This is a genomic window from Actinomadura viridis (genome assembly GCF_015751755.1).
Taxonomy (GTDB): Bacteria; Actinomycetota; Actinomycetes; order Streptosporangiales; family Streptosporangiaceae; genus Spirillospora; species Spirillospora viridis.
Window position 1 is genome coordinate 4,980,787 of the sequence record NZ_JADOUA010000001.1, and the last position, 13,604, is coordinate 4,994,390.

Below are 13,604 nucleotides of genomic sequence, written 5' to 3' on the forward strand. Positions count from 1 at the left end.
CGGTCACAGAGGAGTTGGGTGCCTTGTCCTTCGGCGTGCGCACGGAGATCGGCGCGAATCGGATCGGCAGCGGGACCGGTGAGGAGACCGGTGACGGGGCCGGCACCGGGACCGGCGCGGGCGCCGCCCGCACGGTCGCGGTGGGCGAGGCCGATCCGCTGCCGCTCATGGCCCGGCTCGCCGGATCCGGCCTGTTCGGCGACCATGTCGTCTACGAGCGGCCGGGCCGCTGGACGTTCGCCGGCGGCGTCCTCGGCGAGGTCGTCCTGGAGGACGGCGCGGTGCGCACCCGCTGGGACGGCGGGGAGACGACCGAACGTCCCTGGCCGGGCCCGGCCTCCGCCGCGCTGGACGAGGCGTTCCGTTCCTGTCCCTTCCCGGCCTGGAACGCCTACGGGTGGATCGCGTTCGAGTACGCCTCCGCGGCGGCCGGGCAGGCGCGCGGCACGCGCCTGGCGCACCTGGTCGTCCCCCGGACCGAGGTGCGGGTCGAGGCCGGCGTCGCCCATGTGACCAGCGTGGACGCGGGCGAGGCGGAACGCGTGGCGGCGCTGCTGGCCGAGCCGGGGGAACCGCCCGTGGGGACGCCCTCCCCGGTCGACGTCCGGGCCGGCGGCGACCGGTATCGGTCACGGGTGGCCGAGGCCGTCGCGGAGATCGGCGCGGGACGCTACCAGAAGGTGATCGTCTCCCGGCGGCTACCCGTTCCCTTCCCCGTCGATGTGGTCTCGACCTACGTGCGCGGCCGTGCCGCCAACACCCCGGCCCGCTCGTTCCTGCTCCGCCTCGGCGGGTTCCAGGCCACCGGGTTCAGCCCCGAGGTGCTGGCGAGCGTGGACGCGGCCGGCACCGTCATGACGCAGCCGCTGGCGGGCACGCGGGCGTTCGGGCTCGGCGCGGACCGGGACGCGGCGACCCGGCGGGAGCTGGAGAGCGACCCCAAGGAGATCTTCGAGCACGCCGTGTCCGTCCGCACGTCCCAGGAGGAGCTGTACCGCGTGTGCGAGCCGGGCACCGTCCAGGTCACCGGGTTCATGTCGGTCAAGGAACGCGGCAGCGTGCAGCATCTGGGGTCGAGCGTCAGCGGGGTGCTCGCCGCCGGCCGCACCCGCTGGGACGCCCTGGACGCACTGTTCCCCGGCGTCACCGCCTCCGGCATCCCGAAGGCCGAGGCCGTCGAGGCGATCGCGCGGCTGGAGGAGCCGCGCGGCCTGTACGCGGGCGCGGTGGTCGCCCTCGCGCACGACGGCGCGATGGACGCCGCCCTGGTGCTGCGGGCTCTCTACAGCGACGCGAACGGGGCGTGGCTGCGGGCGGGCGCGGGGATCGTCACCGGTTCCACACCCGACCGCGAGTACGAGGAGACCTGCGAGAAGCTCTCCAGCATCGCCCCGTACGTGGTCCCGCTGGACTGACCGGCGCCCAGGAGCACGGGAACGCCCTCCGCACCCGGGGTGGAGTACGGAGGGCGTCGCCGTCCGGGCCCGGCGCGGCTCACCCCAGCCGGGCCGCCAGCGCCTTCTTGTCGATCTTGCCGACCGCGGTCCGGGGGAACGTCCCGGCCGTCTCGAGCCGGTCGGGGAACTTGTAGGCCGCCACCCCGCGCTCGCGCAGGAACTCCTTGATCTCGCGGAGGGACGGCGCCCGTCCCCGCCCGTTCTCGCGCAGGACGAGGAACGCGCAGGTGCGCTCCCCCATCACCGGGTCGGGCATGCCGACCACGGCGGCGTCGTGCACCGAAGGATGGGCCAGCAGGTGGTTCTCCAGCTCCTCCGCCGAGATCTTGTCGCCGCCCCGGTTGATCTGGTCCTTCTCCCGGCCCTCCACCACCAGGTGGCCGCTGGGCAGCCGCCTGACCAGGTCGCCGGTGCGGTAGAAGCCGTCCGGGGTGAACGCGCGGGCGTTGTGCGCGGGCGCGCGGTAGTAGCCGCGCAGCGTGTACGGGCCGCGGGTGAGCAGCTCGCCCACCTCGCCCGGCGGCACGTCGTTCCCGTCGCCGTCCACCACCCGGATCTCGTCGGCGGGCGAGAGGGGGCGGCCCTGCGTCCGCTCGACCAGGTCGGCGGGATCGTCCAGCCGGGTGTAGTTGAGCAGTCCCTCGGCCATCCCGAACACCTGCTGCACCGCGCAGCCCAGCACCCGGGGCACCTGCGCGGCGCGCTCGGCGGCGAACTTCGCGCCGCCGACCTGCAGCAGCCGCAGGGACGACAGGTCCTCCTCCGACCAGGAGACCGCGTCCAGCCACAGCAGCGCGATCGGCGGCACCACCGCGCACACCGTGACCCGCTCGCGCTCGATGAGGGGGAACGCCTCGTCCGGCGATCCGGAGGGCGCCAGCACGACCGTGCCGCCCGCCGCGAACACCCCGAGGATCCCCGGGCAGGCCAGCGCGAAGTTGTGCGCGGCGGGGAGGACGACGAGGTACACCGTGTCCGCGGTGAAGCCGCAGACCTCGGCGCTGGCCTCCAGGTTGTAGACGTAGTCGCGGTGCGTCCGGGGGATCAGCTTCGGCAGTCCGGTCGTGCCGCCCGACAGCAGGAAGACCCCGACGTCCGCCGGTCCGGGGGGCTCGGGCACCCCCTCCGGGTCGGTGTCGATGTCGGCCAGCGCCGTGAACTCCTGCGCGTCCCCGTCCACGACGACGTGCTCGACCGGCAGGCCCCGGGCCATCTTGCGGAAGTCGAAGCCGCCGTCGACGTCCGGGATCACGTAGGCGCGCGCCTCCGACAGCTCGCACAGGTAGCCGATCTCGCTCTCGCGGTGCGCGGGCAGCGCCAGGACCGGAGCGGCCCCGACGCGCACGAGCGCGAGGAACACCACGACGAACGAGGCGGTGTTGGGCAGTTGCACCACCACGCGGTCGCCGCGCCGGATCCCCAGCCGGAGGAACCCCGCGGCGGTACGGTCGGCGCGCCGGTCCAGCTCGGCGTAGGCGAGCCGTTCGCCGCCCGCCACCAGCGCGGTCCGTCCGGGCTCGCCGCGCAGCACCCCGCCCAGCAGCCGGCCGCTCCAGTAGCCCGCCGCCGTGTACCGCTCCGCCAGCTCGGCGGGCCAGGGCGTGAACCCGTCCATGACGCCGGCGGCCTCCGTGCCGTCCGTGGGGGCCACCGCTCAGCGCCCCGCCAGCTGGGCCTCGGCGCCCGGGACCGGCTCGGCCGGGTCGGAGCCGAGCGCGACGATCCGGTTGGCGCCGTCCACGTGGACGACCCGCGGGCGGTGCCCGCGCCGCTCCGTCTCGTCGAACGTCCCGTAGGTGATGATGATGACCAGGTCGCCCGGCTGCACCACCCGGGCCGCCGCGCCGTTGATCCCGATGACGCCGCTGCCGGCCTCGCCGGTGATGGCGTAGGTGACCAGCCGGGCGCCGTTGGTGATGTCGACGACCTGCACCTGCTCGCCCTCGACGATGTCGGCCGCGGCCATCAGGTCCGCGTCGATCGTCAGCGAGCCCACGTAGTGCAGGTCCGCCTGGGTGACGGTGGCACGGTGGATCTTTCCGTTCATCAGGATGCGCTGCACCGGTCGGCCTCTTTCTCGCGATCAACTAAGGCTAGGCTTACCTTAGCTACTCCCCCAGTCGAGGAGAACCCCGACGATGCCCAGCAGCCCGCCCGGCCGTTCCCCCCGCCTCCCGTCCCGCCTCCTGTCCCGCCGGCTGCTCCGCGGCCTTGCCATGGACGTCTCGCCGCTGCGCGACAGCGCGGCGTTCCGCAACGTGTTCGTCGCCCGCACGGTGTCGGTCTTCGGCATCGGGATGCTGATGGTGGCCGTGCCGGTGCAGGTCTACGCCATGACCGGCTCCACCGTGCACGTCGGCGCGGTCGCCGCCGCGAGCGGCTTCGCGCTGCTGGCGGGCTTCCTGTGGGGCGGGGTCCTCGCCGACCGGCACGACCGGCGGCGGCTGATGCTGCGCGCCCGCACCGCCGCGGGCGCCGGCTTCCTGCTGCTCACCCTCAACGCCTTCCTGCCCTCCCCGTCGCTGGCCGCGCTGTACGTGCTGGCGGCCTGGGACGGGCTGGCGACCGGCGTCAGCGTCACCGCGCTGATGGCCGCCACGCCCGCCCTGGTCGGCCCGGACAAGCTGGTCGCGGCGGGCGCGCTCAACGCGCTGACGGTACGGCTCGGCTCGATGCTGTCCCCCGCGCTCGGCGGGCTGACGGTGTCGGCGTTCGGCGTCGGCTGGAACTACGCCGCCGCCACGGCCGGCACGCTGGGCACGCTGTTCCTGCTGACCGGGCTGCCGGCGCTCAAGCCGGCCGCGGAGGTCCACGAGGGCCCGCTGAAGGCGATCGGCTCGGGACTGCGGTTCGTGGCCTCGCACCGCGTGGTGGGCTCGCTGATGCTGCTCGGGACGCTGTTCATGGTGGCGGGCGGCATCCCGGTGCTGATGCCCGCGTTCGCCGCCCTCAGCCTGGGCGGCGGGCCGACCACGATCGGCCTGCTGTACGCGGCGCCCGCGTGCGGGGCCGTCCTCGCCTCGGTCACCAGCGGCTGGGCCGGGTCGCTGCGGGCGCCCGGCCGGGTGCTGCTGGCCGCCTCGGTCGCCGGCTTCGCGACGCTGGCGGTGCTCGGTCTCGCCCGGCACCCCGCGCTCGCCGTGGCGATCCTCTTCGGGTACGGCTTCGTGGCGTCCGTCGAGGAGATCCTGCGGTACGGCCTCATCCAGAGCCACACGCCCGACGCCTACCTCGGCCGGGTCAACGCGCTGTGGTCGGCGCAGGAGACCGGGGGCGAGGCGGTCGGGTCCCTCGGCGCCGGGGCGCTGGGCCGCTACCTGGCGCCCGGCGCCGCCATCGTCGTGTACGGGACGGTCAGCGCGGTCCTGGCGGTCGCGCTCGCCCTGTCGCTGACGGGCCTGCGGACGGCCACGCTGGAACCGGAGCGAGGCTCCGGCACCGATCCGGAGCCGGAACCCGCGTAAGGGCGCCCCTATATAACCGAGTAAGGGCACCCCTATATAGAGGTACGGGCGGCGCCGCCTCAAGAGCGGGCGAGGCGTTCGGCCAGTTCCTCCTCCGGCATGTCGGCCACCATCAGCCAGATCCCGGCGACGGCCTCCAGCCGCCCGGCGTCCGCCTCCAGCTCGCCGAGGCGGCGGGCGATCCGGGCGACGGTCCGCTCGGCGAACACCACGCGGACCGGAAGGGAGGTGGTGTCCAGCGCCTCGCGCAGCCGCGCGATGACGGAGGTGGCCAGCACCGAGTCGCCGCCGAGCGCGAAGAAGTCGTCGTCGGCCCCCACCCGTTCGGCGCCGAGCACGCCGGCGACGATCCGGGCGAGCACCTTCTCCACCGCCGTCCGGGGGGCGGTGTAGGCCCGGCCGCCCTCGCCGCCCGCGGCGTCGGCGAGCGCGGTGAGCGCCTTGCGGTCCACCTTGCCGTTGGCCGTGAGCGGCAGCTCCACCACCGGGACCAGCAGCTCGGGCACCATGTGGGGCGGCACCAGCTCCCGCGCGTGCGCCAGGACGCCGGCCTCCCCGCCGGAGGGGACGCCGGTGACGGCGGCGGCCAGCCGGCCGGAGGCCAGCAGCCCGACGGCGCGGCCCACCTCCGGGTGGCTCTCCAGCGCCGCCTCGACCTCGCCCAGCTCGATGCGGAACCCGCGCACCTTCACCTGGTGGTCGCGGCGGCCGAGGAACTCCAGCGTCCCGTCGGGCCGGTACCGGGCCAGGTCACCGGTCCGGTACCAGCGGGTGCCTTCGTGGACGACGAAGCGGTCGGCGGTGCGGCCCGGATCGCCGGTGTAGCCGTCGGCGACGCCCGCGCCGCCGATCCACAGCTCACCGGTCACCCAGTCGGGGCGGTCGCGGCCCAGCTCGTCCACGACGCGGCAGGCGACGCCGCGCAGGGGCACCCCGTACGGGATCGCGTGCCAGTCCCCGGGCACCTCGTCCCCGACCTCCTGCACGGTCGAGTGGATCGCGGTCTCGGTCGTCCCGCCCAGGGCGACGAAGCGGCAGCCGGGCGCGCGTTCGCGCAGCAGCGCGGGCAGGTGCGCGCCGACCCAGTCGCCGCCCAGCAGCACCAGGCGCAGGCTCGCGAGCGGGCCGGTCGCCAGCAGCATCTCCAGCACCGACGGCACGCAGTTGAGGACGGTCACCGACCAGCGCGCGGCCAGCTCGGCCCAGCGCGCGGCGTCCCGCCGCTCCTCCTGTCCGGGCAGCACCACGGCGCCGCCCGCCGTCCAGGGGGCGAACAGGTCGAACACCGACAGGTCGAAGTCCAGCGCCGAGACGCCGAGCGTGACGTCGGACGGGCCGAGCGCGTACCGCTCGACCAGGTCGCCGATGGTGTTCATGGCCGCGCGGTGCGGGACCTCGACGCCCTTGGGCTCACCGGTCGACCCCGAGGTGAACAGCACGTAGGCGACCTCGTCCGGCCGTACGCCGACCGGGCCGTCCAGGGGCTCGGCCGCCTGCGCGGACCGCAGGGCGCCGGCGTCCAGCGAGGCGGCCACGCCGGCGCTCGCGCGGATCCTGTCGCGGCGGGCGGCGGGCTGCTCGGGGCCGATGGGCACGTACGCGGCGCCCGCGGCCAGCACGCCGAGCACGGCGACGGCCTGGCCGGGTCCCTTGGGCAGTTCCACCGCCACCCGGTCGCCGGGCCGCACGCCCCCGGCCGCCAGGTGTGCGGCGACGCGCAGGGCGCGTCCGGCGAGTTCCCCGTAGGTCAGGGTGCCGTCGTCGCCCCAGTGGAGCGCGGGCGCGCCGGGGCTGTCGGCGGCGTTCCGGAAGAACCCTTCGGCGAGGGTCCGCGCGGGCGGCGCCTCGGTGGCGTTCAGCGCGTGCCGGACACGCATCTGCCCGGGCGTGGCGGCGATCCGCAGCGGCTCGGCCCAGTCGGCGCCGGGCGCTCCCAGCCGGGCGATCCGCCCCGTGTACGCGGCGAACATCGCCTCGGCCACGCCTTCGGGGAACGCCGGGTCGCGCACGTCCCAGTTGAGCAGCAGCCCGCCCGACACCTCGGTCACCTGCGCGTCCAGCAGGACCTGGGGGCCCTGCGAGACGATCCACTCCGGGTCGCCGAACGCGCGCCGCACCCTTTCCCCGAACAGCTCGCCGAGGTTGAGGGCGCTGGTGTAGACGACGGGGGCGAGGACCTGCTCGCCGCGCGCGCGGGACAGGTCGCGGAGCACCTCCAGGCCGGAGTAGTCGCTGTGCGCGCCGGAGGTGTGCAGCCGCGCCTGGATCTCGCGGGCCCGCTCGGCGAACGGCAGGTCCCGGGTGAGGTCGATCTCCAGCATGATCGAGCCGGTGAAGTCGCCGACCACCCGGTCCACGTCGGGGTGCACCGGCTCGCGGTGGAACAGCGGCAGGTTGAGCAGGAAGCGGGGGGTTGCCGACCACGCCCCGACGACCTCGGCGAAGACGGCGGCGAGCGCCATCGCCGGGGTGACGCCCTCGGCGTGCGCGCGGGCGAGGAGCCGGTCCTTGTCCTCGGGCGGCAGCCAGTGGTGCATGCGCACGACCCGGCCGCCGGGCTCGGGCACCACCGGCAGTTCGGGCGGGCCGGGCAGGTCGCCGAGCCGCTCGTTCCACCAGCGCCGGTCGCGTTCGCGGGCCTCGGCGCGGGGGTCGGCGGCGAGGTAGCGCCGGTAGGTGCAGCCGATGGGCGCGAGGGCCTCCCCCTCGTACAGGGCGGCGAGGTCGGCCAGCAGCGTGCGGTAGCTCATCGCGTCCGCCGCGACCATGTCCACGTCCAGGTGCAGCCGCGCGGTGCCGCCGGGCAGGAGGCTCAGCGCGGCGTCGAAGACGCGGCCGTCCTCGATCGGCAGGCGCTGCGTCGACATCCGCGCGCGCACCCGTTCCAGCTCGGGCCCGGGGTCGGCGGCGCCGCGCAGGTCGTGCACGGTGATCGCCGGTCCGGGGCGTTCGGGCAGGACGGTCTGGGTGCCCTCCTCCGACACCGCCACGCGCAGCATGGGGTGCCGGGCCGCCAGCGCGCGGACGGCCGCGTCGAACCGGTCCGGATCGATCGCGCGGCCGTCCAGCTCCACGTAGAGGTGCGCGGCGACCGAGCCGAGCGCCTGGCCGGGGTCGCGCCCGATCCAGTAGGCGTGCTGCATCAGCGCCAGCGGGAACGGGCCGACCTCGTCGGCGTCCGGCACCGGAGCGGGCGGTTCCGGCCTCGGCGCGGGCACCGGCCCGGCGGCGACCCGCTCGGCGAGGAGGTCGCACCACTGCGCGAGGGTCGGCCGTTCGGCCAGCTCGGCGAAGCGCACCTCGACGCCCATCTTGCGCAGCCCGCCGGTCAGTCCCATCAGCCGGATGGAGTCCATGCCCAGCTCGATGAGGTCGTCGTCCGGCCGGGCCGGCTCGCCCAGCGCCTCGGTCAGCAGCTCGGTCAGTGCGGTGTGCAGTTCGTCCCAGGTCAGCACGGCACTCCCTATCTGAATTTAGGTAAGGCTAACCTAAATCAGGGGCCTCCGGGCCGTCAACGCGCGCCGCCGGTCCACCGGGACGATCAGCGGGGTGCCGCACTCGGGGTCGTCGATGACCTGGCATGGCAGGCCGAACACCCGCTCCACCAGGTCCGCGGTGACCACCTCGGCGGGCCGGCCCTGGGCGATCACCTCGCCGCCGCGCATGGCGATCAGGTGGGTGGCGTACCGGCAGGCGTGGTTGAGGTCGTGCAGGACGGCGACCAGCGTGCGGCCCTCCTCGTGCAGCCGCGAGCACAGGTCCAGCACCTCGATCTGGTGCGCGATGTCCAGGTACGTCGTCGGCTCGTCCAGCAGCATGATGGGCGTCTGCTGGGCCAGCACCAGCGCCAGCCAGACCCGCTGGCGCTGGCCGCCCGACAGCTCGCCCACCACCCGCCCGGCCAGGTCGCCCACGCCGACCGCGTCCATCGCCTCGCGGACCGCCCGCTCGTCCTCCCGCGACCACTGCCGCAGCAGCCCCTGGTACGGGTAGCGGCCCCGCGCCACCAGGTCGGCGACCGTGATGCCGTCCGGGGTGATCGGCGACTGGGGCAGCAGCCCGAGCCGCCGCGCGACCTCCTTGCCCGGACGGGAGGTGATCGGCTCGCCGTCCAGGTAGACCGTGCCCTCCTTCGGCCGCAGCAGCCGGGCCAGGGCGCGCAGCAGGGTCGACTTCCCGCACGCGTTCGGCCCGACGATGACCGTGAACGATCCGTCCGGGATCTCCACCCCCAGGCGTTCGGCCACCACGCGCTGGTCATAGGCCAGCGTCAGGTCCGTCGCCCGCAACCTGCTCGCGCTCACGCGATCCCCTTCCGTCCTCCACTCGACAGCAGCCAGACCAGATACAGGCCGCCCAGGACCCCCGTCACCACGCCGACCGGCACCGCCACCGGCAGCCGCAGCGAGACCAGATCGCCGCACACCAGCAGCGCCGCGCCCATCAGCCCGGCCGGCAGCAGGTGCGGCCCGGTCCGCCGGGTGAGGCGGCGCGCCAGCTGCGGCGCGGCCAGCGCGACGAACGGGACCGGCCCGGCCGCCGCGGTCGCCGCCGCCACCAGCCCCACGCCGGTGACCACCAGGACCGCCCGCGACCGCTGCACCGGGACGCCCAGCGCCCGCGCGGCGTCGTCCCCCAGCTCGCCCATGCTCAGCCGCCGCCCGGACGCCAGCGCCGCCGGCACCAGCACCGCCAGGGCGAGGGCCAGCGGCACCGCCTGCTCCCACCCGCGGCCGTTGAGGCTTCCGGTCAGCCAGAACGCCGCCTCGTAGGCGTCGCGCAGCTCGGCCCGCGTGATGAGGTAGGAGTTGAGCGCCTCCAGCATCGCCGCAGCCCCCACCCCGATGAGCACCAGGCGCAGGCCGTTGACACCGCCGCCCTTGAAGGCCATCGCGTACACGACCAGTGCCGTGACCACCGCCCCCAGCACGGAACTGGCGGCGATGGCGACGGTGCCGCCGCCGACCACGAGGATCTGCAGCAGCGCGCCGGTCGCCGACCCCGTGGTGAACCCGATGAGGTCGGGGCTCCCCAGCGGGTTGCGCGAGATGCTCTGGAAGATGGCGCCGCTCAGCCCGAGGGCCAGCCCGGCGAGGAGCCCGACCACGGCCCGCGGCAGCCGCAGGGTGGTGACGATGAAGTCGGTGGCCTGGTCGCCCTGCCCGGCCAGCACCCGGACGACGTCGGCGGCCGGGATGGCGAAGTCGCCCGTCCCCACCACGAACACCGCCGCCCCGCACGCGACGGCTCCCAGCACGGCGCACACCGCGGCGGTCCGCGGCTCCCACCGCACCGACAGGTTCCTGGCACGCATCACCCGGGTCATAGCTTGCGCAGACCTCCCCGCCGCACCATCAGCATGAAGATCGGCGCGCCCAGGAAGGCCGTGACGATGCCCGTCTCCAGTTCGCCCGGCGCCACCACGCGGCCCAGCACGTCCGCGCCCAGCAGCAGCACCGGGGCGAGCAGCAGCGAGTAGGGCAGCACCCAGCGCTGGTCGGGCCCGGTCCACGCGCGCACGATGAACGGGACGGCCAGGCCCAGGAAGGCGATCGGTCCCACCGCCGCGGTCGCCGAGCCGCACAGCAGCACCACCGCGAGCCCGCCGAGCGCCCGGGTGCGCCCCGGGCGCGCTCCCAGGGCCCGGCCCGCGTCCTCCCCGAGGTCCAGGGCGTTGAGCGGGCGGGCCAGCGCGAGCGCCAGGACCGTCCCGCCGAGCAGGAACGGCAGCACCTCGAAGAAGACCTCCAGGTCACGGCCCGCCAGCGAGCCCACCTGCCAGAACCGGAACCCGTTGAACGTGCGCGGGCTGAGCAGCATCAGCCCCGCCGTCAGCGCGGTGAACACCGCGTTGATCGCCGCGCCGGCCAGCACCAGCCGAGCCGGCGACGCGCCGCCTCTCCCCCGCGCGCCGATCAGATGGACGAGCACCGCCGCGCCGGCGGCCCCGGCGAACGCCGCCCAGACGTACACCAGCACCTCGTCCGTGCGGAACAGGGCGATGACCGTCACCACGGCCAGCGCGGCGCCGCCGTTGACCCCCAGCAGCCCCGGCTCGGCCATCGGGTTGCGCGTCAGTGCCTGCATCAGGGCTCCCGCCAGCCCCAGCGCCGCGCCCACCGCCACGCCCAGCAGCGTGCGGGGCAGCCGCAGCTCCCGGATGATCAGCGCGTGCTCCGACCCGTCCGGCGCGAACACCCCGGCGGCCACCTCGCCCAGCGGGATCCGCTGCGCCCCGACGGCGAAGCTCGCGGCCACCGCCGCCAGCAGCAGCCCCCCGAGGACGGCGAGGCCGGCCCGGCGGCCGGCGCGCCCACCGCTCCGCGCGGTCGGCGGGCGATCGCTGGGAGGGGCGGTCCGCACGGAGGTCGACACGGATTTAGGCTAGCCTAAGCTAACTCAGCGCGCGATCCCCCGCCCGCCCCGAGAACGGGAACGGGCGCCCCTCGGGTGAGGGACGCCCGCTCTCCTGGCGTCAGCGCGCGGACACGGACTTCTCCGATTCCGGTCCGGACGCCGATTCCGGGCCGGACGCCGATTCCGGCGCGGGCCCGGGTGCCGATTCGGAGAGGGCGATGCGGGCGTGGACGGCACGCAGCGGGCGCGGCAGCCACCAGTTGCGGTGACCCAGGAGGGTCATCGTCGCCGGGACCATCAGCATCCGCACCACGGTCGCGTCCAGGGCGACCGCCAGCACCAGCCCCACCCCGATCGCCTTGATGGGGGCGAAGCCGCCGGCCACGAAACCGGCGAAGACCACACCGATGAGCAGGGCCGCGGCGGTCACGATGCCGCCCGTGCGCTGCAGCCCCTCGGCCACCGAGCCGCCCGGGCCGGCGCCGGCGAGCCAGCGTTCGCGGATCCGCGACAGCAGGAACACCTCGTAGTCCACCGACAGCCCGAACGCGATCGCGCCGACCAGGACCGGCACGGTCAGGTGCAGGTAGCCGAGGCCCTCGGTGCCGAGCAGGCCCGCCAGGTGCCCCTCCTGGAACACCCAGACCACAACGCCGAGCGCCGCGCCGATGCTGAGCAGGTTGGTCAGCACCGCCTTGACCGGGAGCAGCACCGAGCCGGTGAACGAGAACAGCAGGACCAGCGTGCCCAGCGCCACGACCGCGACCGCCCAGGGCAGCCGGCCGGTCAGCATCGCCCGGTAGTCGATCAGCCGGGCCGTGTCCCCGGTCACCCGGACCCGGAACGGGGCCTCCGCGTCCCGGATCGCGGCGACGGCGTCCCGGGCCCCCGTGCCCTCGGCCGGTCCGCGCGGGGTGGCCAGCAGCACGGTCGTGCCGGGGCCGATCCGCTGGGAGCGCACGTCGGTGACCCCGGGCTGGGCGGCCATCGTCCGCTGGAGCCGCGCGACGCCGGGATGCTCCGCGGGCGCGTCGGCGACCACCTGGATGTCGCCCGCCCACCTGGCCTGCTCGGGGAAGTGGGCGCGCACCTGGTCCCACATCTGCCGGGTGGCGGTCGAGGACGGCAGCATGCGCGGGTCACCCTGGGAGATGCGCATCCCGAGCACCGGCAGGGCCAGGGTGACCATGGCCAGGGCGGCGACGGCCAGGGTCAGCACCGGGCGGCGCTGCACGGCCCGCGCCACGCGGGCGAACGCCCCGCCGGCGCCGGTGCGCTCCTTGGCGGGCGGGACGCGGTGCCCGAACCGGCCGAGCAGCGCCGGCAGCAGCGTGAGCGCGACGGCCATGTCCACCACGACGACCGCGGCGCCCGACAGCCCGATCGACCGCAGGAACGGGTCGGGGAAGACCACCAGGCCGGCGAGCGCGACCGCCACGGTGAGGCCCGAGAACATCACCGTACGGCCCGCGGTGGCCGTGGTACGGGCCACCGCCCGCGCCACGTCGGGCGTGCGGCGCCGCTCCTCGCGGAAACGGCTGACCATCAGCAGCGCGTAGTCCACCGCGAGGCCGACCGCCAGCATCGTGGTGATCTGGATGGCGTACACCGAGATGTCGGTGACGGCGCTGAAGGCGTACAGGACGCCGAAGGTCGAGCCGATCCCGGCCACCGCGACCAGCAGCGGCAGCCCGGCCGCCAGCAGCCCGCCGAAGACGACCAGCAGCAGCACCAGCACGACCGGCATGCTGAGCATCTCGGCGCGGGCCACGTCCTTCTGCGCCTGCTCGTCGAACTCGGCGTCCGACAGCGGCCCGCCCGCGACGGTCACCTGGGCTCCGCCGACGGCGCGCAGGCGCTCGGCGGCGGTCTCGGCGGCGCGTTCCTGCCCGTCGCCGGGGGCGAGGGTGATCTCGACCAGCAGCGCCTCGCCGGTCCGGGCGGACGGCAGCGGCTCGGAGACCTCGGTCACGCCCGGCACCGCGCGTACGGCGGCGACGGCCGACGCGACGCCCTGCCCGAGCGCCGGGTCCGCGGCGGCGCGGCCGGTGATGACGGCGGTCAGGGACTCGGGACGGGGCGCGGCGCGCTCCAGCAGCCGCTCGGCGCGGCCCGACTCGCTTCCGGGCACGGTCCCGACATCGGACACCAGCCGGTCGAAGACCCCGGTGCCGACGCCGAACCCGGCGCCGACGACGGCCAGCCAGAGGGCGATGACGAGCCAGGGCCGGCGAACGGCGAACGCGGAAATGGTGCGTATCACGACAGCCTCCTCACAGTGCTGCCCTGATGCTCGTCCGGAAGCGGCCCGCGCGAATCGCCGTGA

The 13,604-nt window shown here is 75.3% G+C and carries 9 protein-coding genes; 2 read left to right on the plus strand and 7 right to left on the minus strand.

Going from position 1 to position 13,604, the window contains the following annotated elements; genetic code table 11:
• Nucleotides 1–23: 23 nt before the first annotated feature.
• Nucleotides 24–1,415: a salicylate synthase gene (locus IW256_RS22980; RefSeq protein WP_231403897.1), complete on the plus strand. Its 1,392-nt coding sequence runs from the start codon at nt 24–26 to the stop codon at nt 1,413–1,415.
• A gap of 79 nt (nt 1,416–1,494) precedes the next feature.
• Here the strand turns inward: IW256_RS22980 and IW256_RS22985 are convergent, their stop codons facing one another.
• Both IW256_RS22985 and panD read right to left on the minus strand, forming a co-directional pair.
• Nucleotides 1,495–3,072 (minus strand): (2,3-dihydroxybenzoyl)adenylate synthase, encoded by a 1,578-nt coding sequence (locus IW256_RS22985; protein ID WP_197016491.1) that lies wholly within the window; start codon nt 3,070–3,072, stop codon nt 1,495–1,497.
• A gap of 39 nt (nt 3,073–3,111) precedes the next feature.
• Complete coding sequence (gene panD, locus IW256_RS22990; protein ID WP_197012943.1) at nt 3,112–3,519, minus strand: aspartate 1-decarboxylase; 408 nt, start codon at nt 3,517–3,519, stop codon at nt 3,112–3,114.
• 76 nt (nt 3,520–3,595) lie between these two features.
• On the opposite strand from panD, the gene entS reads away from it, so the two are divergent.
• The gene (entS, locus tag IW256_RS22995; RefSeq protein WP_197012944.1) at nt 3,596–4,921 is read left to right on the plus strand and encodes an enterobactin transporter EntS; all 1,326 of its coding nucleotides are present in this window, start codon (nt 3,596–3,598) and stop codon (nt 4,919–4,921) included.
• Between the two features lie 59 nt (nt 4,922–4,980).
• Here the strand turns inward: entS and IW256_RS23000 are convergent, their stop codons facing one another.
• From IW256_RS23000 to IW256_RS23020, 5 genes are all read right to left on the minus strand, one after another.
• Nucleotides 4,981–8,376, minus strand: a complete 3,396-nt coding sequence (locus IW256_RS23000; RefSeq protein WP_197012945.1) for a non-ribosomal peptide synthetase — start codon at nt 8,374–8,376, stop codon at nt 4,981–4,983.
• Nucleotides 8,377–8,409: 33 nt separating this feature from the next.
• Nucleotides 8,410–9,225 carry an ABC transporter ATP-binding protein gene (locus IW256_RS23005; RefSeq protein ID WP_197012946.1) on the minus strand — a complete coding sequence of 272 codons (816 nt, stop codon included), beginning with the start codon at nt 9,223–9,225 and terminating at the stop codon, nt 8,410–8,412.
• On the minus strand, nt 9,222–10,235 hold the full coding sequence (locus IW256_RS23010) for a FecCD family ABC transporter permease (RefSeq protein ID WP_231403898.1): 1,014 nt from the start codon (nt 10,233–10,235) through the stop codon (nt 9,222–9,224). The genes IW256_RS23005 and IW256_RS23010 overlap by 4 nt, the downstream gene beginning before the upstream one ends.
• An 8-nt stretch (nt 10,236–10,243) precedes the next feature.
• Nucleotides 10,244–11,296 (minus strand): FecCD family ABC transporter permease, encoded by a 1,053-nt coding sequence (locus tag IW256_RS23015; RefSeq protein WP_197012948.1) that lies wholly within the window; start codon nt 11,294–11,296, stop codon nt 10,244–10,246.
• Between the two features lie 100 nt (nt 11,297–11,396).
• Entirely contained in the window at nt 11,397–13,541 is a 2,145-nt protein-coding gene (locus IW256_RS23020; RefSeq protein WP_197012949.1) for an MMPL family transporter, read from the minus strand.
• Between the last annotated feature and the right edge of the window lie 63 nt (nt 13,542–13,604).